This is a genomic window from Streptomyces sp. CBMA152, assembly GCF_014596475.1.
Classification (GTDB): Bacteria; Actinomycetota; Actinomycetes; order Streptomycetales; family Streptomycetaceae; genus Streptomyces.
The window spans coordinates 152,877-179,484 of sequence record NZ_MECJ01000004.1; the positions used below are offsets into that span (position 1 = coordinate 152,877).

The window sequence follows — 26,608 nt, forward strand, 5'->3', positions numbered from 1 at the left end:
GGGTGGGTGTGGGCCGGAGTCGGGGCGGTGGTGGTGTCGGCCGTAGGTTTCACGCTGATTGTCCAGGTGGTCGGCGGGCGGGCTCAGGTCTTGGTGGTGGCGCGTGATGTGCCGGCCGGGCAGGTGCTGAGGCCAGGTGATCTGCGGGTCGTGGAGGCGGCGGTCGAGGCGGGTGTGGTGCCGGTCCGGGACCGGAGCACCGTGCTGGGGCGCCAGGCGCGGGTGCCGCTGGTAGCCGGGGCGCTGCTCGCGCCGGGGCAGGTGGGGGCGTCGGCAGCGTTCCCGCCGACAGGGTTTTCGCAGGTGGCGCTAGCGGTGGAGCCGGGCGGCGTGCCACCGGATCTCTCCCTCGGGGAACGTGTCGCGCTCCTCGCCGGCCCTGCCGGTGTCGGCATGGTGAAGGGTGAGGCGGAGGAGAAGCCTGCCTCGGTCGTGACGGGGACGGTGACCGGGGTGCGGGCGCCGGAGGCGGTGGGTGGGCCACGGGTCGTGACGGTGCTGGTGGAGACCGGGGCGGCACGGCGAGCCGCCCAGCTGGAGCATCCGCGCATGGTGGTACTCCCGGCCGAGGGGCGTGAAGCTCCGTGAGGCGGCTGGTCGTCGTCGGGTCGATCACCGGCGCACCGGGAGTGACGACGACCGCCCTGGCGCTGGCCACCGCGTGGCCGCCGGAGGCTGACAGCGGGGTGCGGCCGGTGGTCGTAGAAGCCGACTCCTCCGGCGGTGACCTCATGATCCGCTTCGGGCTGCCTCCCGCACCCTCGCTGCTGGACGTTGCCGCGGCGGCGCGGCAGCCGCACCCGGGATCCCTGCTGGGCGCGGTCAGTGAACTGCCCTTCAGGGTCCGAGTGGTGACTGCGGTTCCTGGCCACGGCCCGATGATCGAAGCGGTGCGGTTGCTGGCCGCCGAGGCCGGGCGGCGCGTGCTGCTGGGAGAAGACAGTGACCGGGGCACGGTGCTGCTGGATGTGGGGCGGCTCACCGGGGACGTCACGCCGTTGCTGGAGGCGGCCGATCAGGTGGTGCTGGTGGCGCGGGGTGGAGCGGAGCCGCTGACCCACGTGTCCACGTACGGGCTGGACGACGGCCTCCGGGAGCGGCGGCTGACGCTCGCCGTGGTCGGGCCGTGCCCGTACCAGCCCGGCGAGATCACGGCGACGCTAGGCATCGGGCGAGTGGTCATCTGGCCCTGGGACACGAGGAGTGTCGCCGTCCTGAGCAGCCCCGGACGTCGTGCGCTGCGCTGCGAGGGGCTTCGTACGCCGCCACTTATGGCCGCCGCACGCTTGCTCGCCCATCGGCTGGTCGGGGCACGCGAGGACGAGCCCGCCGCACCGGGCAAGGGCAGCGACCGGGAGGCGGGTGGCAGCGGGGCGCGCCGCCTGGCCGGGCCGATGTGGACGGGGCTGGTCCCCGTACCGGGAGATGACGGGAGCGACGCATGAGTGAGGAACAGATGCCAGGCGTGACGCCAGGCTCGAACGGTGAGCGGGAGCTGGCCGGATTGGTACGGCAACGCGTGGCGGCCCGGCTGGCCATGTACGCGGGCGAGCGAGAAGCGGCGGGGCTGCCGACGGAGGACGAGGCGACGCGGCGTAGCACCGTGGGTCGGCTACTGGCCGAGGAGCTGGGGGCGCAGCGGCGCCTAGCGCTGGCCCAAGGTGGCCCGATGGTCGATGTGATCGTCGAGGAGCGGATTACCCAGGCGGTGCAGGACGCATTGTTCGGCACCGGAAGCCTGCAGCGCCTGCTGGCCGACGGGAGAATCGAGAACATCTGCGTCAACGGCTGTGACGTGGTGTGGGTCAAGGACGCCACGGGCACGTGGCGCCGCGAAGCGCCGGTGGCCGCCTCGGATGCCGAGCTAGTGGACCTGGTGCGAACCCTGGCGGCCACCACGGGCGAGGAGGAACGGCGCTTCGATCGTGGCATGCCCCGCCTGAACCTGCAGCTGCCGGATGGCTCCCGGTTGTTCGCGGTGATGGCGGTGACCGGCCGGGTGTCGCTGACCATTCGCCGCCACCGCTTCCCGGGCGCCTCGATGGCGGAGCTGGTGCGCCTCGGCGTGTGCGATCCACCGCTCGCGGCCTTCCTGCAAGCGCTGGTCAGGGCGCGGAAGAACACTGTCATCGGCGGCGGAACCAATGTCGGCAAGACCACCGTGCTGCGGGCCTTCGCCCACGAGATTCCGCCCCAGGAGCGCCTCGTGACGATCGAGGACACCTTTGAACTCGGCCTGGACACCGACATGGTCACCCACCCCAACGTGGTGGCCATGCAGGCCAGGGAGCCGAACATCGAGGGCCAGGGCGGCATCGACCAGGCAGAGCTGGTGCGCTGGGGGCTGCGCATGTCCCCGGACCGGGTGATCGTCGGGGAGATCCGCGGGGCCGAGGTCATCCCGATGTGCAACGCCATGTCGCAGGGAAACGATGGGTCGCTGTCCACTATCCATGCCTCCACCTCGCGCGGGGTATTCACCAAGCTTGCCTCCTACGCCGCCCAGTCCCCGGAGCGGCTCTCGCTGGAGGCGACGAACCTGATGGTGGCCTCGGCCGTGCACTTCGTCGTCCACCTGGGCTGGGATACGGCCGGGCGGCGGGTGATCGACTCGGTACGCGAGGTCATCGACGCCGACGGAGCCCAGATCATCTCCAACGAGGTCTACCGGCCCGGCCCTGACGGGCGCGCGGTACCCGCCACCCCGCTGCGCAGTGAAACCCTCGACGACCTGGTCGCGGTGGGTCTGGATGCCCAGGGCGTCACCTTCCAGCGGTGGGGAGCCGCTTGATGAGCGCCGTGTTGACAGGTGTCCCGCTGACAGGGGCGGCCGCCATGTTGGGGACGGTCTTCGGCCTCGGCGTGGTCGCCACCGCGTACGGAGTGGTGCGGCGCGTGGCGCCCGATGAGACCTCGGGGTTCTGGCCCCGGGTAGCGGGATGGTTGCCGACCCACTGGACCACGCGACGCGTGATGGTCGCGGTGGCGGTTGGAGTGGTCGCGGGGGTGCTGACGACGTGGCCGGTGGCGGCGGTGCTGACCACGGTCGCCATTCTCACCTTGCCCGGCCTGCTCGGCCCGGACGGGGCGGCGGCACGGCGCACGGAAAGGATGGAGGCGCTGGCCACGTGGACGGAAATGCTGCGCGACACCCTGTCCGCAGCGGCCGGTCTGGAGCAGGCCGTGCTGGCCACCGCCGCCATCGCCCCGGCTGCTCTGGAGTGCGAACTGGCCGAACTCGCCTCCTCGGTGCGCTCCGGGCGGCCCCTGTCGGTGGCGGTGCGGTCCTTTGCCGAGGACGTGCATGATCCGTTGGCCGATGTGGTGGTGGCCGCGCTGGTGATGGCGACCACCCAGCAGGCCAACAAACTCGGGCCGCTGCTGGGTGAGTTGGCGGACTCGGTGCGCGAGCAGGTGGCCATGCGTCAGCGCATCGATGCCGGCCGGGCCGGCATCCGCACCGGGGTACGGGTGACGGTGATCGTCACCCTGGGCATGGTGCTGGGGCTCGTGGTCTTCAACCGCCCCTATCTGGAGCCCTTCAACACACTCGCGGGGCAGGCGGTCCTGGCCGTGGTGGGCGCCTTGTTCGCCGCTAGCTTCACTCACCTCACTGTGATCGGCCGCCTGGATGAGCCGGTACGCCTCATCGGGCCCGCCTCAGCCGCTACCGAGTCGGGCGTCGCACAGGGAGGCACATGGTGATCGTCATGCTGCTGGGTGCGCTGTTCGGCGCCGGAGCCAGTGCGTTCGCCTATGGGCTGCGCCCACCCCGGCCTGCCCTCGCCGAGGTCCTCACCGTCCTCAACACGCCCATGCCGCCGACGGATTCACGTACGCGGGACAGGGAGCAGGATGCGGAGTGGGCCACCCGGCTCGGCCGCAGAGCAGTTCCCCTGGTACGCGCGCTCGGCTTCCCCGCCGCCTCGCTGCGCGCCGATCTGGCCGTGTGCGGATCGGATGAGGACAAGCACCTGGCGGGTAAGGCGGTCTGTGCCGTTACCGGGCTCGTCGCACCCTGGGCCGGGGTGCTGCTGATGCGCCTCGGCCCAGGGATCGCGGCGGGGTGGTGGGCGCCGCTGGGGCTCTCGCTCGCCCTGGCCGTGGTGCTGTTCTTCGCCCCCGATCTCAGCATTCACCATCAGGCGGTGCGTCGGCGCCGGGAGATGCGGCACACCCTCAGCCTCGTTCTCGATCTGACGGTGATCGCGCTCGCGGGCGGTGCCGGCGTCCAGCAGGCATTGGGCCAGGCGATTGCCGCGCCGTACGGCTGGGCCGGAGGCAGGCTGCGGCACGCCCTGGACGTCGCCCGCCTTACCCGCACCAGCCCGTGGACCCACTTGGGAGATCTCGGGCGGCAGCTGGCCGTTGCCGATCTGGCCGAGCTTGCCTCGATGCTGAATCTCGCGGGCAGTGAGGGTGCCAAGATCCGCGGCTCCCTCGCCGCGAAGGCGCGGGCGATGCGTCGGCGCCGGATTTCGGAAGCCGATGGAGCCGCGCAGGCGGCCACCGAGCAGATGTCGCTGCCCGTGGTGGGGCTGTTCGCCGCGTTCTTGTTGCTGATCGGCTACCCGGCCCTCGCCCACGTGCTGTCCATGACGTGACCGACTCTTTCACCCCTCCTACGCGACCGCAGAAGAGAGACCTGCCATGTACCAACTCGACACCCTTTCCCGGCTGGTGCGCGCCCATCTGGCCAAGGTGCGCCAGCACGCCCGCGGGGATGCGGGCTACACCACCGAGACCATCGTTGTCACCGCGCTGCTGGTGATCCTCGGCCTGAGCGTGGTGGGCGTCATCGTTGCCAAGGTCACCGCCAAGGCCAACGGCATCGACCTGGGCGGCTAGATCGTGACCGGGATCCTGTACCGACCACGCGGCGATCGTGGGGCGGCGAGCACCCAGCTGGTGCTCGTCGTCCCGGCGCTGCTGCTGCTCGCGCTGCTGGTGGTGCAGTTCGCCCTGGTCTGGCATGCGCGGCACATCGCCCAGTACGCGGCTCAGCGGGCCCTGGCCGCCGCCCGGACCGAGCACGGCACCCAAGCCGACGGCCAGGTGCAGGCGCGGCACAGCCTGGCCGCGTTGGGCGGCCGGATCCTGACCTCCCCGTCCGTCGCCGTCGAGCGCACTGCCGCCCAGACCACGGCGCGCGTTACCGGCACGGTGATGGCGGTCATTCCGGGCCTCACCCTGCACGCCTCCGGCACGGCCTCCGGGCCAACCGAGCGCTTGACCGCCGTCGGAGGTCGGCCATGACCAGAGGGTTGCCTAGTGGGCGGGCAGAGATCGAGCGGGGGGCGGCGGCGGTGGAGCTGGCCCTGGTCACCCCGCTGCTCGTGCTCGTCCTGCTGGTCGTGGTGGCGCTGGGGCGACTGGTGGATGCCCGGCTGGTGGTGGCGGATGCCGCCCACCAAGCCGCCCGCGCAGCCTCCCTGGCCCGCACCGAAGACGCCGCCCGCACCCAGGCAGAGCGCGCTGCGAACATCGCGCTCAAGGAAGCGGGAGCGGCCTGCACACGCCCCCAAGTCCGACTGACCGCTGGCGGTCTTGCGCCGGGCGCCACCGTGACGGCGACCCTGTCCTGCAACGCCGACTTGGGCGATCTCACCCGCACCCGCATGCCCGGCCACGTGCGCGTGACCAGCACTGCCTTCTCTGTTGTCGACTCCTTCAGGAGCACCCCATGAACCCACGCGGCCGGGCGTATCTGGCACTTGTGGGGGCCAAGCTGGCGGCCGGGGACGACCGGGGGCAGGTCACAGCCTTCGTCGTCGGTGCCTTCGCCGCGCTGTGGCTGTTCGCTGGGATCGTCGTCGACGGCGGACTCGCGCTGGCAGGAAAAGCCCAGGCCCTGGACGTCGCTCAAGAGGCCGCCCGCACCGGCGCCCAGCAGCTCGACATCAGCCAGTTGCGCCACGGCGGCCGTGAAGCCGTACGGCTCCTGCGCGGCGAGGCAGAACGGGCAGCCCTCGCGCACGTCGCCGCCACCGGAGACGCAGGAAGCGCGTCGGTGAAGGGTGACGAGGTCACCGTCCACGTCACTCATCACCAGCGCACCCAGATCCTGCAGCTCATCGGCGTGCACACGATCACCGTCAAGGCGACCGGCACTGCACACGCCGAACGCGCCACCCCGTAGGCGCTATCCGCCATCGCAGCCACGCGGAAGAGAAGGCAGGGGAACCTCACGATGCTCTGTCCCTTCGCGGCGCGTCAGCGGCTGAGGGCCGCCGCCACGCTGCTCGGCACGCTGACCCTCACGCTGGCCCTGCTGGCCGGGATGCCCTATGTGCTGTGGCAGGCCGTCGGCATCCCGTGGCCCGAGCACGTCTCGTCCATCGCAGAGGTAGGCGACCGACTGCTGCAGCCAGTCAGTGACCCGTTGATGATCGAGCTACTGGCCGTGGTGGGCTGGGTGTGCTGGGCCGCGTTCACGTTCACGGTGATTCGTGAATCCCTCTGGTACGCGGCCCACCTCCCGAACCTGCTGCGCGACCGCACCGCCCACCCCACGCATGTGGCCGCCCTGTCCGTGAAGGGATCGCTGGCCGCCCTGTGCATCGGCACCCTGTTCATGGCCGCACTCGGCCTGTGGCGTCCCCAGGCGGCTGGCGCCGAGCAGCCCGCCCTGGTAGGCGAGTTGAGACCCCAGATCGCCGCGACGGCCCCCGTCGCACCCAGCCCCGGCTCGCAAGCTGCATCCCATGCGGCCACCCCGGCAACACCGGCACAGAGTCCGGTCGCACGAACGCGGGCGGCATCGCCCGTGCCGCCTACCGATGCTGAGGCCATCCAGTACATCGAATACGTCGTGGTCACCGGCGACACCTTGTGGGACATCGCGCACACGCACCTCGGCGACGCACTGAAGTGGCCGCGGATCTACAAGCTCAACAAAGACCGCATCCAGAGTGACGGAGGGCGGCTCACCGATCCGGACCTGATCGTGCCCGGCTGGCGGCTGGCCCTACCCGTCCCCCAGACAGCCCCCGCCCCGTTGCCATCAGCCACGGCTGCTCCGGCGCCGTATAACCCACCGGCGCAGCCCGCCCCGACCATGCCCCCGCAGCCAACTCCTGCCCAGAACACGGTCGATGGCGGTACGGGTCGTGCCGAACACGGCCCTGCGGCACCGAACAAGCGGGAGGAGACGGCGGCCGGGCAAATGCATGCGAAGTCGGGCCCGGCCGCGATCGACATCGGGACCGCCAGTCTGATCGGCATCACCGTAGCGGCCGGGCTGCTGGCCGCGCGCCGCTACTGGTACTGGCACCACAACCGGCTGCGCGAGCCCGACTCGGAGACGGAGGTGCCGGCCCTGAGCCCGCTGGTGGACAAGGCCGCACAGGCGGCCCACGCAGCCACCCTGCCCCACTGCCCCGATGCCCCCGAGGCCCTTGTCAGGCGCCGCATCCCACCGCAGAAGCCCCGCAGCACGGATGCGGTCACCGTCGGCGTGAGCGACAACACCGAGATCCCCCTCGACGCACTGGCCGTGACCGGAGGGTGCGCCTGGAGCGGCCCTGGCGCCGAGGGCGCCGCCCGCGCGCTGCTGACCGGCATCCTCACCGCCGCCGAACGCCAGCGCCCCGGACCGCCCCACGTCACAGCCGTCGTGGCCGAAGACATGGCCGATCGTCTGCTGCCTGGACTGCCACCCCAGTTCACGGCGCTGACCCAGAGCTCCGATACCGCAGACGCCATCCGGCTGGCCGAGCAGCACCTACTCGCCCACGCCCGCGCGCGGCACGAGCCAGAGCCCTCGGCGACCGGACGTACGACGGCCCATGCTGCTGCGGAAGCCGACCCGGGCACCCTGGTGCTGCTCGCGGCGCCGGACGCGGTCCACAGCGGACAGCTTGAGGCCCTGGCCGCCCGCAGCCACCCCCAGGCCCTGATCGTCCTCACCTTGAATGCCCTACTGCCTGGGTCCGAACGCTGGCACATCGCCGACGACGGCACCACCACTCGTCCCCACGCGGACGGGCAACACCCAGGGCGGCTAAGGCTGTTCCACCTCAGCCCCGAGGCCGGACGCAGCATGACCGAATTCCTTCTCGGTGCTCACGGCCAGCGCCCCCACCTGCGGATCCTGCCCACCCCCGACTCGCGCCGCCACGACCATCCCTCCGAAACCATGGCTGAGCCCTCGCCCGAACCGGACTCGGCCCCTGCCCACCCGTACACAGCAGATGGACCGCGCCCGGCGCAGACCAAGCCAGTCCGCCTCCACGTCCTCGGGCCGATCACCCTGTACGTCCGCGGCAAATCCGATCCCGTGGGCACCAGTCTGCGCCCCGAAGTCCACGAATTCCTCGCTTTGCTCGCCGCCCACCCCTCCGGACTTCTGACCACTGACATCGCCGAAAAACTCCACCTCGATCCAGAGAGCGACCAGAACGCCCTCAAGAACCTGCGCCGTGCCGTACGCCGTGCCCTGCGCGCCGCCACCGGTATCACCGCACAAGAATTCATCCTGCGTCAAGGGGAACTCCACAAACTCCACCCGGAACTCGTGGAAACCGACCTCGCAGACTTCATCTGCAACCTGAAAAAGGCATTCCCGGCACCAGGAGTGCAGAAAGCCGAGTGCGACGCCCTGTCCGCCGTACGTGAGGCGCTGGCCCACTACCGCGGACCCTTCGCACAAGGTGGCGACTACCTGTGGGTCGACGCGATCCGCGAACACCTAGCCATGAAGGCCACCGACGCCGCCCTCCGCTTGGCCCACCGAGCCGAGCACGCCACGGAAGCACGCGAGCGGGACGCCGTCCTGACTTTGCTGGAGCACCTCGCCACGGCCCACCCCGATCATGAGCGCCTCGCCCAGCATGCCATCCGCCTCTACCAGGCCGCCGGACGTCACGATGCTGCCCGCCACACCTATACCCGCCTCAAGCGGCACCTCGCCGACCTCGGCCTCGAACCCGACCTCGCGACCCAGGTCCTCGCCATACCCAGGGCCCACTCCCGCCAGGGTCCGTAGAACCGCAGTTCACCGGGCCTTTGCGCCGAGTCGGCACATGGGAGTGGCTCGATGCCGTTCACCCCGTCGCATCCGGTGTCGCACCCCCAGTCGCTCTCGTGTGCGCGCTTGGATGCGACACCCCCGCACGGCCCGTCAGCCCAGGCCAGGGGCCCTGCTAGCCACCCATGGGCGGGGGCGACTGTATATCGGTGCAGCAACGCATCCCGATCTACGGACAGCTGGCGCCTGCCCCCGCCTTGCCTGCATACAGCCGACTGCTTGCCTGCTCACGTCTGTTTTCACCCGCTCTTCCTCCTCATCTCCCTCTTGTTCTGCCCTTTTCCCTCTCTTGAGTGCCGTTGGCCGGCGCCCCGACGGTCAGGCGGGCGCCCAGGCGTAGCCGAGGGCGCCCGCCGTGCCGCCGGGGCCGTGCCGCCGGGGCCGTGCCGCCGGGGCCGTGCCGCCGGGGCCGTGCCGCCGGGGATTGCGTACACGGACTCGAATCGTGCCCCACACTGGCACCTGGGGCGCCTTCGGATCGGTCGTGAACGGCATTGCGCGCGATACAGGCTGTCGTGAAGCCGTAAATACCCCTAAGTTCGCGTCGTGAATTACGAGATATTCCAGCATTATCAAGCCAGGATTCGGCTTCAAGTGGGGCGCAGGTCGAGCTATATTTAAATTGTTCCCGAAAAGGTCGGGGAGGAAAATCCCGCCTGTGGGGAAAATTCGAATATGAATAACGGGTGGAGTGTGCCCGAAGTTGGCCTCTTTTGAATTCGAGAAAAGGCCGCCCGCGCCCCGGTGACCGATGAAAGGCTGCGTGATGACCAGTACACCCCCACTTACCTCCACGCCTCCCGGCTCCGTACCGCCGCCGTCCACCCCTACCGCGCCGAACTCCATGACAGCGCCCGCTGGTTCACCGCCCGCAGGCGGGGCCGGAGGGAAGGCCCGCCCGGGTGAGCTGCGGGCGCGAGTCGCGAAGGTTCTCGCGGAGAATGCGGTGGCGATGTTCAGCGTGACCGAGCTGGCGAGGATCCTGGGGCATTCGGGCGGGGCGGTGGGCAACGCGTGCGAGACGCTGGCGTGCCGGGGCGAGGCGGAGCGGGTCGGTTCCAAACCACGCATGTACCGGGCGACTTCGGCGACCGCTACCGCAGCGCAACGCGCCGTGCCGCCGCCGACCCGCCCGGATCCGACGCTACCGGCGCAGCGATCTGCCGCCCCGCAGGCGGCTGCGGTTTCGCCGCCGGGTGGGCGGCCCGGGCCGGTCACCCGGCCGAACGGGCAGCAGTATCACCCCAGGGCGCTGGCGCAGCTGCCGGATGTGAAGGCACTACGCAAGCTACGTGAGGCGCAGGTGGCGGTGTTGTTGTACGGGCCGCCCGGCACCGGCAAGACCTCGCTGATCGAGGCGGCCTTCCCCGATTTGATCACGGTCGCCGGGGACGGGGATACGACGGTCGGGGACCTGGTGGGTGAGTACACGCAGGACGAGAAGGGCGGCTACGAGTTCATCTACGGGCCGCTCGTCACCGCCATGCGAGAAGGCCGGGCCCTGCTCCTGGACGACGCCACGCTGATCTCACCGAAGGTGCTCGCGGCCCTGTATCCGGCGATGGACGGCCGCAGGCAGATACAGGTCAAGGCCCACAAGGGCGAGACGATCACGGCCGCAGACGGTTTCTATGTGATCGCCGGTCACAACCCCGGCGTCCACGGCGCGGTCCTCACCGAAGCCCTCGCCTCCCGGTTCAGCGTGCAGATCCAGGTCGGCACGGACTACGACCTGGCCGCCGCCTTGAAGATCAACCGGACGGCGGTGCGGATCGCCCGCCACCTGGCCACCAGCCAGCAGGCCGGAGACGTCGGGTGGGTTCCGCAGCTACGGGAGCTGCTCGCCTTCCAGAAGATCGCCGACGTGCTGGGCACCGAGGCGGCCTTCGCCAACTTGGTCGGCATCGCCCCGCTGGAGGACCGGGACACGGTCGCCGAGATCGTCACCAAGGCGATCGGCCGCCCGGTCACCGCCCTGGCCTTGGGCCGCCAGCTCTGACCGCCCCTGCGGGGGCGGCGCCCGGCCGCCCGCCCCGCTCTGGCCCCAGGCCACCACCCCCGTCACCGCCCCGGAAGGGATCGAACCCGCCATGCCCGTACACATCCAGGCCCACATCCAGCACGCCCCGCCCGCCCTGACCGAGGCCGAACGAGACTTGGTCCGGTGGGAGGACGACGGCGGCCCAGTCTTCGAACCGCCCCCCGGCCCGCAGGCCGGGCAGTGGCTGCGGATCGCCGCCGCCTTGACCGAGAGGCTGCCGGAACTGGCCGGACGCGAGGACGTGATGGTCACCTGCGAGCAGGTCACCCGCTCCGGTGCCCCGGCCGCCTTCTACCCCGCCCGGGCCCGGCTGGAGATCGCCACCTCCCTCTTCGCCCCGCTGCGCCCGGCCCGCGATCGACCCCGCCCGGCCCGGTAACGAGGAGAACTACCCGGTGGCCTGGGGCGCCTTCACCCACGAGGCCGCGCACGCCGCCCACAGCCGGTGGGCGACCCCGCCGCCGCTGCGCGGCACCGCACTGGACACGGCGGCCCAACTGCTGGAGGAATCCCGCGCCGAGCATGCCCACCTTTCCCGCCGCCCAGGCGACCGCCGCTTCCTGCGCAGTGCTGTACACACCCTGGTCATGGGTGACTTCACCAGCCAGACGCCCACCGATCGGTGGCAGGCTGCGGCGGCGGCCGCTCTGATCCTCGCCCGCCGGGACGCCGGAATCCTCGACCCGGACGAGACCGCCCCGTTGGAGCAGGTGATTACCCACATCCTCGGCGAGGACCTCCTGGACACCCTCGCCGGAATCTGGTCGGCCGCCCACGCCACTGCCGACACCGATGGGCAGGCGATGCTGGGGCACGCTCAGGCGTGGTGCCAGGCGCTCGGCGCCGATCCCGCGCTCGCGCAATCGGCCCCCGACCCCACCGCCCGAACAGGCGAACTGGCCGACGCCATCGGCAAGGTCGCCGGTGCGGTGGCGGCGAACGAGGCCGCGCAGGCGGCGGCCCAGGCCCGTATCGAGGCGGCCCGAACGGCCCGCACGCGGGCGAAGGCCGCGAAGGCCGCCCATGCGCGGCACGCGGCATCGATGGCCGAGAAGGTCTTCGCGCCCGGAGCACGACCCTTCACCCCTGACAGCCAGCGAGAGCGGGCCAGGGGCAGCCGTGCCGCCTCGCCGGTGACCGGAACGCGAGCGCCCACCTCGGCCGAGAAGGCGGCAGCCGGGCAGCTCGCCCGGGCTCTGCGGGCGGCGGCCTACCGGGAACGCACAGTCACCGTGACGGCCTGCGCCGCCCCGCCCGGACGCTTGAGCATGCGCGGCGCACTGGCTCGGGACGCGCAGAAGGCGGCGGGCGCCACCCCCACCGCCCAGCCCTGGATCCGCACCCAACGTCGCCAGGGTCCCACCCCGCCGCTACGGGTCGGCATCGCGGTGGACGTCTCCGGCTCGATGCGCGCCGCCGCAGCCCCCATCGCCTCAGCCGCCTGGATCCTGGCCAAGGCTGCCGCACTCACCGACCCTGACTCCCGCAGCGCCACCATCGCCTACCGCCGGGCCTTGACCGCGATCACCGCACCCGGCCGCACTCCCACCCGGGTGACCGAGTTCGATGCCGACGGCGGCGGCCACAGTCTCGCCGAGGCCAGCGACGCCCTGGCCGCAGGGCTCGGCCTCATGACACCAGGGGCGGGCCGTCTGCTGGTGATCGCCTCCGACGGCTGCTACCGGCCCCGGGAGGCCGCCTCGGCCGCCGAACGCATCACCGCTCTGCGCACGGCGGGGTGTGCGGTGCTGTGGCTCGCCTTCGCCCCCGACCCCAGCCCCTTGTCCGGGGCCACCCTGCTGCATCTCGCCGACCCGGCCCAGGCCACCGCCGCGATCGGCCACGCCGCCACCGCCGCCCTCGCCGCCACGAACCGCCTGTGACCTTGCGCCGTCCCGCACGCCCCGCTGGTAGTGAAGGAGATTGATCCCCATGGCATCGCTCGCTGAACGCGCCCACGCCGCCGCCGTGTTCATCCGCCACAACTCCGCCGTCAGCCCGCACGGCCGCTACCGGGGCGAGGAACACGCCCGTACCGCCGTCCGCTTGGCGGCCGCCCTCGGCCTCGGGCTGGACCAGATCACCACCGCCCCGGACTGGCTGCGGCGCCGGACCACGCCGGGCGAGCCCGTGCTGGCCACCGCCACCTGCCCCGACACCGGCGAGCAGTTCGTCTTCCTCGCACGTCAGCCCCTGTATGACGACGAGCCGTTCGAACTCCTGGGACTCTGCCCCGAATGCAGTGGGACGGTGCCGGTCGCGGAGATCCGCCACCTCGCCGACCTTGGCACCCACCTGGCCACCGGCCCTACTCCGCGCGGCGACGGGCCCATCCCCGAAACGTTCGCCGACGACCCTGGCCACACCTCCACTTGCCGCTTCGGCGAAGACGCCTGACGCACAACAACCGTGGGCCGCTCGCTCCCGGGCGGGCGGCCGCACCCCACCACCGCTGCACAACCAGAAGAGGATCACCGCCCATGGCTCACCCCAGCCCCGCCGTCCCGCCTGCTCGCAGAGTTCCACGCCCGCCTCTGCATCGACGCACCCGAGCCGACCGCCACGGCACCCGACGACCAACTCGCCCGGCTCCTCAACGAGCTCAGTGAAAGCGACCGGCTCGACCCCCATCCGCGCTCGCTCGGGGCCGCCGCCTGCCTGCTCAACCTGGCCACCTCTGACCGCCTCACCCAGTTCTTCGACGACGACTTGCCACGTTGTCTGGACGCCCTCGGCCGCCGCCCCCATCCCGAACTCCTCGTACTGGTGAAGGCCGCCGCCGACCGCACCGCAGCAGCCGTAACCGGAAGCCGTTGACCATGCGAGGCCCGACGAAGGGCCCCGCCCGAACCGCCTGCCGATCGCGAACCGGGCCGGAGCCACCGGCCCGGCACACCTGAAAGGACGTCACCCATGCCCGACATCGGCTTGCCCCAGTATCAGGACGCCGTCCACCACATCCTCAGCCATGCCCGCGCTCTCCTCGACGGCGCAGGGGCACAGGAATATCTGCGCTTCGCCGACCTGTTGACCCGCGCGGCTCACCAACTGCATACCGAAGGCAGCCTGGACCTGGACACTTACGGTCTGGCCCATGCGGTGGCGGAGGCTGCTGGACAACTGGTGGTCTGCACCCGGATCCCCCTCCAGAAGGGGGATCCGAACCTGCAGTACCTCCTGGCCTCCCTTGACCGGCTGCCCCGCCCGGCCCGCATCGGCCTGCTCACCGCCGCCGCCCTACGCACGACACCCCACCTCGATGGCAACACCCCGCCGCCCGTCCCCGTGCCACACCAGCCGTCCCTCGCCCGGCTGCAGACCACGAGGCCCTGCCCCTGCGTATGCAACAGCGGCGGCTTCTGCGGCGGGTGTGGACACGCTGGCTGTGCAGGCCGGAAGTGAACCGCCGTATCCTCCGGCACTGCCCGGCGCGGGAGGAGCCCCCTCCACACGCCTCAGCCTGGATCAACCGGCTGAGCAGCCGGTGACGCTGGCCTGGGCGGCAAGTGGGTAGCCGATGCGGTAGTTGAGGCGCCCTCCACAGCACCGGCTTCGCGCCCCCCAGGGGGTGCGTCTGCTCGCCGAATAGCTTGCGGCTGGGACCCGCGCTCTGTGCCAAACGGTCACGAAATTGGTTACCGCGTACGCCGGGGTTCAGGAGCCCGGACAGCGGTGAAACCGACTGGACACGCGAGCGCGTCACTGCGCGGCCTCGGCGCCATGTTGCTGGTCTGCACGGTACCAGCGAGGGATCTGTACACAGGCGTCAAGCTCGCGATGAAGCGCACCGGGGCACCGGATATGTGCATGCCCCACTCGTTGTCCGGGGCAAGGAGGTGCTGGCCTCCGACTGGGGTGTGACAGATGAAAGCGCCACAAGGTCCGGTGGGCGGGCGCCCCTTCGAAGGGGCGCCCGCCCACCGGACCTTGTGGCGTCTACTCGGTGGTCGTTTCGGCGGCGGTCAGGCGGTAGGTGCGGGGAGTGTCGCTCACCTGCTCGGCGATCTGCTGCTTGACCAGTGTGACCAGGCAGTTGGCGATGGCGCCCGAGGACTTCTCGATGACGCGGCTGATCTTGGTGGCGGTGAACGCCTCATCGGGGTGCGCTTGAAGGTGCTTGATGACCATGTGGCGCAGCGCCCCGGGCGCGAGCCGCTTCTTGCCGCCCGGCAAGCTGATCGCTCCTACGGGTGCTGCCTGCTTCCCCGCGCTTGTCTGCAGAGCGGGAGGGTTTGCGTCCCCCAGAGCATTGTTGCCGTTCTCGTCGTGCGGGGCATCTTCGCCGCTGCCGTCGCCATTACGGTGCACGACGTTCTGCGACGGCGCACCAGTCGCCGGGGCAGCGGGGGCGTCCGCGCCGCCGTCGTGCAGCGCGGTCTCGTCGGGCGGGAATACCGCACTGTGCGCGCTGCTGGCGACCGGCTCCGGGACATTGGCAATGGAGGGCTCCGGCTGGGTGTTCACGGGCTCCTGATCGTTCTGGCCGTCCTTGTTGGCAGCGCGGGCGGGGGCGGGGTGCCAGCGGTCGGGGGTGCGGCGGGAGCCTTCGTGTCCGCCCGGGCTGCGTACGGCCAGGCCGTGGTCTTCGAGGGTGGTGAGGGCTTTGCCGGTGGTGGAGCGCCCAAGCCCTGCGGCGAGGGCGAGTTCGGCGACGGTGGCCGGTTCGGTGAGGCTGACGAGTTCGGTGTAGACCCCCGCGGGGGCCCCGGTCAGGCCGGTCAGCGGCTGGGGTTCGGGTACGGGGTGCAGCGGACGGACGGTGGTGGCCGTGGTGTCGTTGGACATCGGCTTGGACATGGTGGGGTTCCTCGGATTCCGGTGAAAAACGGTGGGTTGAGGTCCCCGGCCGGGGTGCAACCGGCAGAGCGGTTGCGGGTGCCCGTTGGGTGCGTGCGCATCGCGGTGGTCCCGTCGGGCGGACCACCATGGACGCTCCACTGGCCCCGATAAGTCAAGCGGCCTATCGCTCCTGTTCAGGAGCGCTTTCCGGAGCGTGGTCGGGTGCGGGTGCACCCGGGGGGAGCGGGGCGTCGAGACGGGTACGCAGCGCGCGGGCGCGCTCCTGGCCGAGGTGCAGATGGCGGCGGAGCTGGCGGATGCTGACCGGGCGGCCGGTGCGTTCGCGTACGGCCGCGTCCAGGGCCTGGGCGCGCGTGAACAGGTCGGCGTCTACCGGCCGTTCGGCACCCGGGCGGGGGTAGAGGGCTTCCAGGGGTAGGTCCGGCCGGACGTCGCCGATGTCGGGCCGCGCTGCCCCGGCGTCGGAGCGGTCGGTCGGTGCGGCAACGCCGAGACCGTGGTCTGTCTGCGCGGGTGCGGCGAGGTGCGGCGGGTGGTTGGGGCGGACCACTGGGGGTGCGGGCGGGGTGTGGTGGCGCACCTCGGTGATGATCTTTCGGTAGGCGGCGATGGTTTCCGCGAGTCCGACAAGGAGCAGGCACGGCACCAGGTGCAGTAGCACGCCGGCCACATCTGCGTGGCGGGGGCGGCCGATGCCCCCGTCGGGCCAGACCGAGGTCCAGGTGTTCATGACGGCGGCGGTGCACCCGGCCCACCAGCGCAGTGCCGCGGACCAGGCGGGCGGGCGGATGCCCCAGGCGGCGAGCCGTGCGTCCGCGTAAAGGATCGCCGCCAGCGCCAGGGCGAGCATCGGGTCGAGCAGGGCGGCGATCCAGATCGGCACGCCTCGGCTCGCGGCGAACAGGGTTACGTTGACCGCGGTGAAGACCAGCGCGAGCACTCCCACCGCGCATAGGGCGCGGGTCAGGGTGCGAAGCAGGCGCTCCGCCTCGCCGGCCCCGGGCGAGGTCACCGGATGCCTTGGGTGGCGGGGCGGGTGGCGCCCTGGAAAGAGGAGTTGGGGACTGGGCCTTCACGGACGACGGCTCCGGGGTGCGGGGCGTCGATCATGCTGCCGGGTTGGGTGGCGATGGCGACGTGGGTGATGTGGGTGGGGCTGGTGCCGAAGAACAGCAGGTCGCCGGGTAGTACTGGCGTTCCGGTCGGCACGTGGGGTCCGTGGTTGTACTGGTCCTGGGCGACGCGCGGGAGGGGGATGCCAGCGGCGTGGTAGGCGGCCTGGGTCAGCCCGGAGCAGTCGAAGCCGCCGTCGGCTGGTCCGTCCCCGCCCCATACGTACGGGGTGCCGAGTTGGGCGCGGGCGAACGCGACCGCCGTTGCCGCAGCTCCGGTTGGGGTAGGCGTGGTGGTGGCGTACTGGGAGGCGATGCGCAGGACTTCGGCGACGTACTGCTCGGAGTGGTTGTACGCGAACAGGGCCCGGTGCAGGTCTCTGCCGTCGCGGGCGCCGTTGGCGCACAGCAGGCGGGCTGCCGCGTACACGGCGTTGACCGGGTCCCACGGGGTGGGCGGGCTCTTCCCGCCGGGTGGCACCGGGTACGCGTATGCCGCGAAGGTGGACGGCAGGAACTGCATGGGCCCCACGGCGCCCGCCTCCGACACCATCGTGGGGTGCCGGCTGTGATCGGTCTCGACCTTCCCGATCGCCGCGAGGATCGTCCAGGACAGGCCCGGACATTCGGGGGCGGCCCGCTGGTAGAGGGCGAGCAGGTAGGACGGGATGTCCGCCAGGGCCTGCTTGCTCGGTAGGGCCGACACACTGCTGCCTGGGAGCAGGCTGCTCAGCAGCGCGGCGATGATGAGCACGGCGAGCAGCGGCAGAGCGAGGAGGCTGCAGCCGATGCCGGCGGTGGTCTTGGCGAGTGCGGAGCTCATGGGCCGGCCTCGATTGCGGGAGGCAGCGGGGGGACGGGGAGGGTGAGGGTGGTGTCGGCATCGGTGGGGGCCAGCCCGCCGGCCGGGGTGAGGCCGGGCCAGTGGGCGGCGAGGTCGGCGAGGGTCGTGCGGTGGCCGGTGGGTTCGAGCGGGGTCCACCAAGGGCCGTGCGGACTGGCGGTGGTGTAGTCCGCGGAACTCGTCGCGATGTGGAGGCCGAGTTCGTGGGTCGCCGGGGCGAGGCGGCGGCGCAGGGTCTGGTCGCGGGAGGCGGTGCGGGTGTGGATGAGGAGGGCAGGCCGGGTGCCGGTCGTGGTGGCCAAGGCCGCGTAGCCGGCGAGTTTGGCTTCGACGCGGGCGAGAGGCTGGCTGCCGGTGTCGTACTCGAGGAAGAACGGCAGCAGCAGGCCGCCATCGAGCCAGTGGGCGTACGTGTCAGGGCGGATGATGTCGCCCCAGCGGCGCGCGCAGGAGCGCTCGGAGAGCCACAGGTCGAGCCCGGCCTCGGGGGTGGTGCGGGTGCGGGCGGCGAGGTGGGTGAGGAGTTCGTTGACGCCGATGTCGTGGCCGAGCCAGGGCGAGTAGGCGATGCGCCCGGTATGCGTGGGGCGCCACCCCACAGCGGCCGGTTCGCACCCGCCCTGAGCAGCAAGCAGGGCGGCACCGACGGGGCCGAGGGTGTAGTGCTCGGGGGCCGAGCCCGACACGGTCAGGGGACGGAACGAATCGAGGACGGCGTGCTGGTGCAGGGTACGCAGACGGCGCTGCGCGGAGCGCAGTGAGCCGTACGCGAGGCGGACAATCTGATGGGTGGTCAGTACCTGGTGCTCGTGCAGCATCCGCACCAGCCACACATCCCGACCGGTTAGGCGACGGGCGAGGGCGGCCACATCGGTGTACCGGCCGGCGGGGCGGGCGCGGCTGGTAGCGGCGCGGGCGGTGTAACGGGAGCCGGGACCGACGGCCGGGCGTGGGAGTGCGGACATCGCAGGTCACCACCGAGGATGTGTACGAAGGCGCGGGCGGGCGAAGGCGCCGTATCAGGGACGGGTAGCCGGGCGGGGGCCGTTCCGGACGGCAGCGGCAGTGCGCAGGTCCCTCGCACGACCGGGGATCACGGGTGGCAGCGGCCGGGTGGTGAGGGTGAAGGCCGAGGACTGGGCGCCGACGGTCAGTAGGTGGGCGGCGGCCTGGTAAGGCCCGAGGTGGGCGAGATCGTGCGCTCCGAGTGTCGGCAACGTGTGCCGCTCCAGCGAACTCGCGTCCTCCGGGGAGGCGTTGAAGAAGACCTTGTTGCGGGCGTTCGCGGAGATGCCCTCGCGCAGGTCGCGCGGCAGCTGGGCGAGGTGCTGGTGGGCCAGCAGCATGGAGAGGCGGTAGCCCCGGGCCTCGGCGAGCATGTCCTCCAGGGGATACGGGAGAGTGAGGAAGTTGTGGGCCTCGTCGATGCTCAGTGTGGCGTCGATCCGAGCGTGCTCGGGGATGCGGGCGCGGGCGGCGGCGGCCTGCCAGGTCCCGGCGACGATGAACGAGCCGAGCAGGCGGGCGGTCTCCTCGCCCAGCGCCCCCTTGGGGAGGCGAGCCAGCAGGATGCCGCCGTCGAGAACCTGGGCGAGGTCGAAGGTGGAGGGCCCGGCGGCGATGGAGCGGCGGGCGAAGTCACGCAGAAGGAACGCGCGGAGTTTGTTCATCACCGGGCCGACCACCGCCGCCCGCGAGGGCTCGGACATCGATTCGTACCAGGCCCAGAACCCACGCAGGACCGGGTCCTTGAGCGCCGGGATGATTCGCAGCCGGTAGGCGGACTCACCGAGCAGGCGGGGCACGTCGGCGAGGGTGACCAACTGGTGGGTGCGTTCGCGATGTTTGAGGAGGGTCAGGCAGGCCGCCCGCATCACGTCGTCGGTGCGCGGGCCCCAGAAGGCGGTGAAGATCCGGCGGAAGATGCCGGTGATGTTGTCGACGACGACGTCGACGTCCTGCCCGTCCAGCACGTTGAGGCACGGCGGGGTGTGCGGGTCGTCGGGGTCGATGAGGACCAGGCGGTCGGCGCAGGTGTCCGGGAGCCGGTCCAGCAGATCGGTTACGAGGTCGCCCTTGGGGTCGATGACGATGACGCCGCGGTGGTTGCGGACGTCGTCGAGGGCGAGGTTCGCGATCAGCGTGGACTTGCCCGAGCCGGTCGCGCCCACCAGATGCAGGTGGTGGCGTGCGTCGGAGACCGCGAGTCCGACACCTCGGCGCGCACCCGTGTCGGAGCGGCCCAGCGACTTGACGCCGGTGCCGGGTGCGGGCTCGGGCACGGAGGGCGGCGGCAGGACGGAGCGGGCCCCTGCCCGCTGCACACCGGGAGCGTCCGCGTCGACGGGCAGGTGAGCCAGGGCGGCGAGTTCCGGCACCGACAACAGCGCCGGGCGGGAGGGGAAGTGCCGGTCGTTCAGGTGCGGTTCGGGATGTGGAAGCCGGGTGCGGGCGAAGTAGTTGCGGTCGGCGTATAGCCCGAACGCGGAGGCCAACGCATGGGCGCGGCCCCGCACCATGTCCTGGGCCCTTTCCGTCTTCGGCGAGCAGGCTGCGGCGTAGATCAGGGCGCACTGCCACTGCGATCCGGTGAGTTTCACCGCCGCCTGCCGTACGACGGCGTTGTGTTCGGGATCGAGTTTCCCGGTGGCGGCGGGCTGGGCGCGGTGCAGCAGAAGTCGGGCCAGGGCGGGCAGTCGGCCCGGGTTCTGTCCGGCTTTGAGGCGGCGGGCCTGCCGACGGGCGCGGCGCAGTGCGCGGCCGGTGGCCGGGCGGGCCAGGATCTGCACGCACGCACCCTCGTCCTCGGCCATGCCGGTGGCGGCCTGCAACAGGGCGCGCAGCGGATCCGTGGGGTGGTCGGTGCGCAGGGGCAGGACGTCGGGGCGGGCCGGACGAAGGCGCCCGGAGGTGTGAGTGTGTCCGGGCGGCAGCAACAGCGCGGGGTCGGCTACCCGGGTGTGGGCGCCCGGCCAGGCTGCTTCCACCGAGCGGCGCACCAAGGCGAGCGGCACCATTGCGGGCACCCAGAGCCGGATGCGCAGCCCGGTGTGGGACCAGGAGTACTCGAAGGCGAGATGGGGCTGGCCGGAGAGCAGGCGGCGCCACCAGGGGCGCAGCAGGCCCGACAGTTGCGCCCACAAAACCTCCCCGCCCTTGGGAGCGACGACGGGCGGGGCGAGGATCTCCACGCAGCGGGCGTCGTCGACAAGGCTCCGCTGGCGCGCACAGTGCAGTCGACGGCGTAGCACGGATCCGCCGACCGCAACGAAGGCCGCACACGGAGCGAGGACGAGCGCCTGCGCGCCGAGCCAGCCGGAGACCTCGCGAACGGCGGAGCCCAGGAGGCCGCCCGGGTCGGTGAGGAAGTCCCCCAAGGGCCCGCCCGGGCCGGCCAGGGTGCCCAGTACGTATGCGGTCACCAGTCCCGCTCCCCGTCGACGTCGAGTTCATCGTCGGTGACGTCGCCGATGTCGGCGGCGTCGTCAAACGGGTGCTGGGCGGCGAGTTCGCCAGGGTCCGTGGTGATCACTTCGTGCTCCTCGGGCGCTGCCACGCTGATGAGGGCGACCTTGTGGCGCCGGTCCCCAGTGAGCAGTAGTGCCTCGCCACGGCCAGCCGACAGGAGGAACTCCCGCTCCCCGGAGGAGAGGTGGAAGTTCTCGGTGATCGTGTCGATGGCCTGGGGCGCTTGGCGCAGCAGGATCTGGGTGGCCGCGTTGGCGACGACGGCGCGCCCGAGCTGCGTGGCGAGCACGTCGTCGGCGTCCTGGGTGATCACGGCAAGTCCCGTCCAGCGCTTGCGGGCGGCTTTGGCCATGCGGAACAGGAATCGGGCGCCTTCGCCGTCGCGCATCAGCAGCCACGCCTCGTCCACCACGACCAGGTGACGGCCGGTACGGGCCGGGTTGGTGGTCTGCCGCCAGATGGCGTCCAGGGCCAGCAGCATGGCCGGGGCCTTGATCTCCTCGGGCAGTCGGCGCAGCGCGAACACCACCAGATGCCCCGTCGTCGCTGCGGTGCTGGGGCCGTTGAACAGCAGGGCGTGCGAGCCGGTGGTGTACGGGGCCAGGCGGTTGGCGAGATCTGCCGCCGCCGTTGTGTCCTCCTCGGCCAGAACGGCGGCCAGGTCGGCGAGTTGGGGTGGGGTGCGCTGCCAGGTGCGAGGGTCGGCGGTGATGCCCGCACGGGCGTAGGCGGCGAGGATCGCCCGGTCGAGTGTCGCCTTCTCCGTTGCCGTGAACTCCGCGCCGAAGAGCACGGCGAGGAAGGTGTGCAGGAACAGCACACGTCGGGTCAGCACGTCCTCGCCGCTGGAATCTGCGGGCAGGTCGAAGGGGTTCAGACGCACCCCGTCCGCGCCGAGCGCGATCACCTGACCGCCGACGCTCTCGGCGAGGCGGACGTACTCGTCCTCCGGGTCGATGACCGAGGCGCTCACGCCGCTGAACAGCAGCCTGAGCAGCTCCAGTTTGACCAGGTAGGACTTGCCGGCCCCGGAGCGGGCCAAGGTGATGGAGTTGTAGTTGTCCTGTGCGAAGCGGTCCCACAGCACCGGCGCGCCGGAGACCGCGTTCAGCCCGTACAACACCCCCGTCGGGGTGCCGTCCTCGCTGGTGGCGATGGGCAGGTCCGGACTGGTGAAGGGGAAGCACGCGGCGAGCGCGGCGGTGTCGAAGGTGCGCCGGATCTTCAGGGTGTCGATGCCCAGCGGCAGCGTGGCCAGCCAACCCGGCAGAGCCCGGTAGGTGGTCGGCGCCACCGTCATCAGCAGCGACTCGGCGACCGCGCGGACTGCGGCGACCTGCTGGGCAAGCGTGTCCTCGTCCGCAGCGTGGATGGTCATGTACAGGGCGGCGTGGAAGAGCTTTCCCTCGCCGCGGGCGATGCGGTAGGCAAGGTCTGCGGCGTCCGCGGCGGCGGCCTCGACCTCCGGGTCGTCCAGGTGCCCTTTGTCGAAACCGGTTCGGCGGCCGGACTCCAGGCGGGCGCGCTGCTTCTTCAGTCCGGCGGCGGCCACGGCATTGGGGACGGGGTCGATGTGCAGGGCGATGTCGAGGTGGCCGGGAAAGTTGAGCAGCGGGGCGAGCCAGCCCGGGTGGACCTCGGCCGGATAGCCGGTGACCACCAGCGTGGAGGCCAGGTGCACGCCGATCGCCAGGGTACGGGCGTGCACCTCGACGGCCTCGGGGCCGGCGGCTTCCAGCAGCTGCGCACCGTCCACGGCCGACTTCTGCGTCGGGGTACGGCGACGGCCGAAGAGGTTCGGGGTCATGCCAGGTCCCCTTCCGGTCCGGGGGCGGCGGGGGTGTCGGGGTTGCAGGCGGCCACGAGCAGGTCGGTGGCGTCCGCTGCGTCCAGAGGGGTGACGGTGATCTCGGCCGGTGCCAGCGCGCGGGCGGCCTCGTTCAGACGCTGCCGGGCCCGCCCTTCACCCGTGCCCCGCCCGCCGTACGGGGCGGCCTCTTCACGGGCTACCAGCGTGATCTGTCGGCCCAGCAGGTTGCCTCCGTCGGCAAGGTGGGAGAGGAAGTCGGCGTGGGCGTGGGCGGCCTGCTCCAGAGCCGGGTGCGGCAGCGTGGGCGCGTGGTGGTGCAGTGTGTCGGCGAGCGGGGCGAGGTCGATACGGTGGCTGCGCACCAGCACTTGGGTCGGTCCGGTCAGGGAGTTGAGCCAGCGGGCGAACGCGGCGGTCAGGCCCTGCTGCTCGGCTCCCGAGCGCAAATCGAAGTTGACCGTGGAACACCTTGCCAGCGCGGCGTGCCCGTCACCGCCGAGATCGAGGACACCGCCCTCGGTGATGCCGTCGTACGGCATCCGCATCGCGGATGGGGGTCTGCCTTGGGCTGAGGCCCAATGGGCGGGGATGACGTCGGGCAGCGGTGGGACGCCTTCGGGAGCGTGTACCCGCCGCCCCCGGGTACGGGTGTGCGCCAGGGCGGCGGCCAGGAACCGGTCCAGGCCGATGCCCTCCCGCCGTCCGAGGGCAAGCGCCGCCGCAGCCCCGGCAACCGGGATCGCCATCACCGTGTACGCGAGGGGCGCCATGAAAGGGCGCGTGGCCCAGTAGCCGACGTACAGCACCAGCCCTGCCACTGCCAGCAGCGCGGTCTGCCGGGCCGTGAAGGGACCCAACAGGCGGTCGGGACGGGAGATGTCGACGGGAATTCTCACAGCACTCACGCTGTCCTCGTCGAACTCGGACATCACAACGACCTCCGGGGAGTGCGGGGCGGGCGGGGCGGTTCAAGAGGCAGCCGCAACTGCACGGGTCGGGGCGGCCGGGTTCGGACACGCGGGGCAGGTATGGGCAGGGCCAACTGCCGGGGGCGCTGAGCCGGAGCAGGGAGTGCCGCAGCGGCGGACGGTGCTGGTGGCGTGCTGGTGGGCCGGGGCGGGCGGACGCGCGGAGCGTTGATCGGCAGCCAGGTCTGCACCGGCCTCGCCGTCCGACCTGCCGCCCGTTTTGCAGGGATCGGCAGCTTCAACTGCTGGACGCGACGGGCCTGGGTCGGATGCATCGCGGCACGGGGGTTGCCTCCCGCGCGAGGCGCTGCGGCAGTGCGAGCGCGCGTGGCAGGCGGGGACGTACGACGCGTACGCGCTGGCGCTGAGGCAGCGGTCGCCCGGCTCGCGGGACTGGAAACCGCGGTGCTGGTGGCCGGCGGCGCACCTCCTGGTCGGCTGATCGCGGCCCGCCCCCGGGCGAACAGGCCCCGTCCTCGGCGCAGCGCGTATCCGGCGAGACCACCGGGCATCGGCCTGGGCACACGGCCGCCGCCCCCGACTCCGGGTCGGCCCCCGCCACCCGGACGCCCGCCCCGACCTGGCCCGCCTCCAGGCCGCCCACCGCCTCCGCCGCCCGGGCGGCGGCGCAGCGTCGAGGCGCCGGGAACGTACCGGTTGATCAGCCGCCACAGCGCTACCGACTGCAGCATCCGCAGCGACGCGGGTAGTTGGGGATGGACGGGAGTGGCGCGGAAGACGACGCGCATGCACCAGCCGGGGATCTTGAACAGGATCCAGTACAGGGCGAGTCCGGCAAGCATCGTGCCGAGCCGGCTCGGCTTGGGGAAGCCGAGCAGCGTGGCGCCAGGGGCGAAGAACAGCTTCAGCGCGACGATGAACGTGGCCGACTGGGCGACCTGGATCGTCAGGCACCCGGCCAACGCCCGCCACCACAGCCTGGCTACCCGGTCGGTGACCGGATGCGCGTGGCAGGACAGCGCGAGCGGCGCTGCGACGGCGATCACGGCGATGACCGCGATGCGCACGATATAGCCGACCAGGACGGCAAGGATCAGCACGATCGTCAGAACCGCGATGAGCAGTGCGTACAGGGCCGTGCCTGGGCCACCGAACAGGGCGAACGGGATGACCCGTTCGACCATGCCTTTGCCGGCGTCGGAGGCATCGGTGCCCATCAACGCGTACGAGAGCGCGTTGGCCAGTGAGATGGCCTTGCCCATCACGGTCAGCGAGGTGGCGGCGGCGGTGACGCCGATCAGCAGACGCGGGGCGATCTGCTTGAGCGCATAGCGGCTCTGCACGGTCTCGTGCCCCATGACGGTGACGCCGCCCGCGGTGATGAACAGGACGTAGATCCCGACGGCGATGGAAAGGGATCCGGTCCACAGGCGCTTGATGTCGGCCTGCTCGGTGATGTCGGGCGTGGACAGCAAGGTGTCGGCCAGGAGTTCTCGCAACGGCTTCATGATCTGGTCGACGAGCATCCCGAGGAACGAGGTGACCGCACTGACGATCACGGCGGGGATGTCGACGAGCCCGCCGAACAGCGTGCCCAACGGCCCCCAGCCGTCGTGCTTGTCGTAGACCCCGGGGACCTGGCTGGCGGGCGGGGTCGGTCCGGGTGTCGGCTCCGGCGGGTGAGGCGACTGGGGGCGAGGAGTGGGCGGCCCGGGCACCGGGGCGGGTCCCGGCACAGGTGCCGGGGTGGGCTGCGGGGCGGGGCCGGGCGCCGGAGCGGGTTCGGGGTCGGCGGGCGCCAGTTGCACTCCGGCCGGGGCGGAAGCCGCTGCGGCGTGGACTGGCGACGACATCACGGTCGCCGCGCCGAGCAGCAGCACGGCAGCCACCAGCGCGTACGTAAGGATGCGGCGGGCCGTCATGCCCCGGCCCCCACGATGCCCTTCAGGACGGTGACCAGGACCGGGGCGAGGATCGCCAGCCCGTAGCCGATGGCCGCCGCCTTCAGGGCCCGCTTGGCGGCCTCGACTTCGCCGGGATCGCCGCCGGCCATGAGATAGCGCAGCCCGCCGAAGGTGAGGAACAGCGTGGCCAGGCCCGCCAGTAGACCCACGATCCAGTTCCGCAGGTTGTTGATCACCGTGGGCACGTCGGCGACGGCCCATGCGGAGGTGTCACCGGCGAGCAGCACCGCAGCGGTGAGGGCCGCAGTGGCGGCGGCCCGGAGCGCGATGCAGCGCGACGGGGCCGACCGTCGGCGCCAGCGCAGCTGGTGGAGCGGGACAGGCATGGCAGCGCACCTCCGTCGGGCACACAGCAGACGGAAAGGAGACAGGCGGCGGGTGATGCTCCGGGTGGAGCGAGCGGGTCCCTTGCCCGGGGCCGTCCTCCTTCACCAAGGCGGCAGGGCAAGCAGGCTCTCGGGTGTCAGCACGAGACAGACGTGCTCACCCCATCCGGCAGTGAGCCCCGGCAGCAGGTCACCAGCGGTGCTCCGTACCGGGGCGGCGGCACTCGCAAGTTGGTGCGAGCGAAGGTGCCGCCTACCTGTAATAGAGATGTCCGGGCCGGGAATT

25 protein-coding genes are annotated in these 26,608 nt (G+C 71.6%); 16 read left to right on the top strand and 9 right to left on the bottom strand.

Annotated elements, in window-relative coordinates; all coding sequences use genetic code 11:
• The first annotated feature begins 27 nt into the window (after window positions 1-27).
• The 16 genes from BG418_RS05120 (at window position 28) to BG418_RS05190 (ending at window position 14,471) form a co-directional block, all read left to right on the top strand.
• Complete coding sequence (locus tag BG418_RS05120; protein WP_317453509.1) at window positions 28-588, top strand: SAF domain-containing protein; 561 nt, start codon at window positions 28-30, stop codon at window positions 586-588.
• A complete protein-coding gene (locus BG418_RS05125) occupies window positions 585-1,445 on the top strand; it encodes a MinD/ParA family protein (RefSeq protein WP_188272468.1) in 861 nt (286 codons plus the stop codon). The genes BG418_RS05120 and BG418_RS05125 overlap by 4 nt, the downstream gene beginning before the upstream one ends.
• Window positions 1,442-2,791 (top strand): CpaF family protein, encoded by a 1,350-nt coding sequence (locus tag BG418_RS05130; protein ID WP_188272469.1) that lies wholly within the window; start codon window positions 1,442-1,444, stop codon window positions 2,789-2,791. The genes BG418_RS05125 and BG418_RS05130 overlap by 4 nt, the downstream gene beginning before the upstream one ends.
• Window positions 2,791-3,705, top strand: a complete 915-nt coding sequence (locus tag BG418_RS05135; RefSeq protein WP_188272470.1) for a type II secretion system F family protein — start codon at window positions 2,791-2,793, stop codon at window positions 3,703-3,705. Before BG418_RS05130 ends, BG418_RS05135 begins: the two co-directional genes overlap by 1 nt.
• On the top strand, window positions 3,702-4,604 hold the full coding sequence (locus tag BG418_RS05140; protein WP_188272519.1) for a type II secretion system F family protein: 903 nt from the start codon (window positions 3,702-3,704) through the stop codon (window positions 4,602-4,604). The genes BG418_RS05135 and BG418_RS05140 overlap by 4 nt, the downstream gene beginning before the upstream one ends.
• Before the next feature lie 46 nt (window positions 4,605-4,650).
• Window positions 4,651-4,848 (top strand): hypothetical protein, encoded by a 198-nt coding sequence (locus tag BG418_RS05145; RefSeq protein WP_188272471.1) that lies wholly within the window; start codon window positions 4,651-4,653, stop codon window positions 4,846-4,848.
• Window positions 4,849-4,851: 3 nt separating this feature from the next.
• On the top strand, window positions 4,852-5,256 hold the full coding sequence (locus BG418_RS05150) for a TadE/TadG family type IV pilus assembly protein (protein ID WP_188272472.1): 405 nt from the start codon (window positions 4,852-4,854) through the stop codon (window positions 5,254-5,256).
• A gap of 50 nt (window positions 5,257-5,306) precedes the next feature.
• A complete protein-coding gene (locus tag BG418_RS05155; RefSeq protein WP_188272520.1) occupies window positions 5,307-5,687 on the top strand; it encodes a TadE/TadG family type IV pilus assembly protein in 381 nt (126 codons plus the stop codon).
• A complete protein-coding gene (locus tag BG418_RS05160; RefSeq protein WP_188272473.1) occupies window positions 5,684-6,139 on the top strand; it encodes a pilus assembly protein TadG-related protein in 456 nt (151 codons plus the stop codon). The genes BG418_RS05155 and BG418_RS05160 overlap by 4 nt, the downstream gene beginning before the upstream one ends.
• Before the next feature lie 51 nt (window positions 6,140-6,190).
• Complete coding sequence (locus tag BG418_RS05165) at window positions 6,191-8,986, top strand: BTAD domain-containing putative transcriptional regulator (protein WP_188272474.1); 2,796 nt, start codon at window positions 6,191-6,193, stop codon at window positions 8,984-8,986.
• Window positions 8,987-9,980: 994 nt separating this feature from the next.
• Window positions 9,981-11,027 carry an AAA family ATPase gene (locus BG418_RS05170; protein ID WP_223184400.1) on the top strand — a complete coding sequence of 349 codons (1,047 nt, stop codon included), beginning with the start codon at window positions 9,981-9,983 and terminating at the stop codon, window positions 11,025-11,027.
• Window positions 11,028-11,118: 91 nt separating this feature from the next.
• Complete coding sequence (locus BG418_RS40760) at window positions 11,119-11,448, top strand: hypothetical protein (RefSeq protein ID WP_317453510.1); 330 nt, start codon at window positions 11,119-11,121, stop codon at window positions 11,446-11,448.
• Between the two features lie 16 nt (window positions 11,449-11,464).
• A complete protein-coding gene (locus tag BG418_RS05175) occupies window positions 11,465-12,952 on the top strand; it encodes a hypothetical protein (RefSeq protein ID WP_317453511.1) in 1,488 nt (495 codons plus the stop codon).
• A gap of 49 nt (window positions 12,953-13,001) precedes the next feature.
• Window positions 13,002-13,466 (top strand): hypothetical protein, encoded by a 465-nt coding sequence (locus BG418_RS05180; protein WP_188272476.1) that lies wholly within the window; start codon window positions 13,002-13,004, stop codon window positions 13,464-13,466.
• A 12-nt stretch (window positions 13,467-13,478) separates the two neighbouring features.
• Entirely contained in the window at window positions 13,479-13,886 is a 408-nt protein-coding gene (locus tag BG418_RS05185) for a hypothetical protein (protein ID WP_188272477.1), read from the top strand.
• A gap of 96 nt (window positions 13,887-13,982) precedes the next feature.
• Window positions 13,983-14,471, top strand: coding sequence for a hypothetical protein (locus BG418_RS05190; RefSeq protein WP_188272478.1), 489 nt, complete (start codon window positions 13,983-13,985; stop codon window positions 14,469-14,471).
• Between the two features lie 534 nt (window positions 14,472-15,005).
• On the opposite strand, the gene BG418_RS05195 is transcribed toward BG418_RS05190, so the two are convergent.
• The 9 genes from BG418_RS05195 to BG418_RS05235 form a co-directional block, all read right to left on the bottom strand.
• Window positions 15,006-15,866, bottom strand: a complete 861-nt coding sequence (locus BG418_RS05195) for a helix-turn-helix domain-containing protein (RefSeq protein WP_188272479.1) — start codon at window positions 15,864-15,866, stop codon at window positions 15,006-15,008.
• Between the two features lie 163 nt (window positions 15,867-16,029).
• Window positions 16,030-16,881 (bottom strand): hypothetical protein, encoded by an 852-nt coding sequence (locus tag BG418_RS05200; RefSeq protein WP_317453512.1) that lies wholly within the window; start codon window positions 16,879-16,881, stop codon window positions 16,030-16,032.
• The gene (locus BG418_RS05205; protein ID WP_188272480.1) at window positions 16,878-17,804 is read right to left on the bottom strand and encodes a bifunctional lytic transglycosylase/C40 family peptidase; all 927 of its coding nucleotides are present in this window, start codon (window positions 17,802-17,804) and stop codon (window positions 16,878-16,880) included. Before BG418_RS05205 ends, BG418_RS05200 begins: the two co-directional genes overlap by 4 nt.
• Window positions 17,801-18,790, bottom strand: a complete 990-nt coding sequence (locus BG418_RS05210; protein WP_188272481.1) for a replication-relaxation family protein — start codon at window positions 18,788-18,790, stop codon at window positions 17,801-17,803. The genes BG418_RS05205 and BG418_RS05210 overlap by 4 nt, the downstream gene beginning before the upstream one ends.
• A 54-nt stretch (window positions 18,791-18,844) precedes the next feature.
• Window positions 18,845-21,247, bottom strand: a complete 2,403-nt coding sequence (locus tag BG418_RS05215; RefSeq protein WP_188272482.1) for a type IV secretion system DNA-binding domain-containing protein — start codon at window positions 21,245-21,247, stop codon at window positions 18,845-18,847.
• Window positions 21,244-23,100, bottom strand: coding sequence for a VirB4 family type IV secretion system protein (locus tag BG418_RS05220; protein WP_188272483.1), 1,857 nt, complete (start codon window positions 23,098-23,100; stop codon window positions 21,244-21,246). Before BG418_RS05220 ends, BG418_RS05215 begins: the two co-directional genes overlap by 4 nt.
• Window positions 23,097-24,032: a PrgI family protein gene (locus tag BG418_RS05225; protein WP_188272484.1), complete on the bottom strand. Its 936-nt coding sequence runs from the start codon at window positions 24,030-24,032 to the stop codon at window positions 23,097-23,099. Before BG418_RS05225 ends, BG418_RS05220 begins: the two co-directional genes overlap by 4 nt.
• Window positions 24,032-25,954, bottom strand: coding sequence for a hypothetical protein (locus BG418_RS05230; RefSeq protein WP_223184372.1), 1,923 nt, complete (start codon window positions 25,952-25,954; stop codon window positions 24,032-24,034). The genes BG418_RS05225 and BG418_RS05230 overlap by 1 nt, the downstream gene beginning before the upstream one ends.
• Window positions 25,951-26,322, bottom strand: a complete 372-nt coding sequence (locus BG418_RS05235) for a pilin (protein ID WP_188272485.1) — start codon at window positions 26,320-26,322, stop codon at window positions 25,951-25,953. The genes BG418_RS05230 and BG418_RS05235 overlap by 4 nt, the downstream gene beginning before the upstream one ends.
• Between the last annotated feature and the right edge of the window lie 286 nt (window positions 26,323-26,608).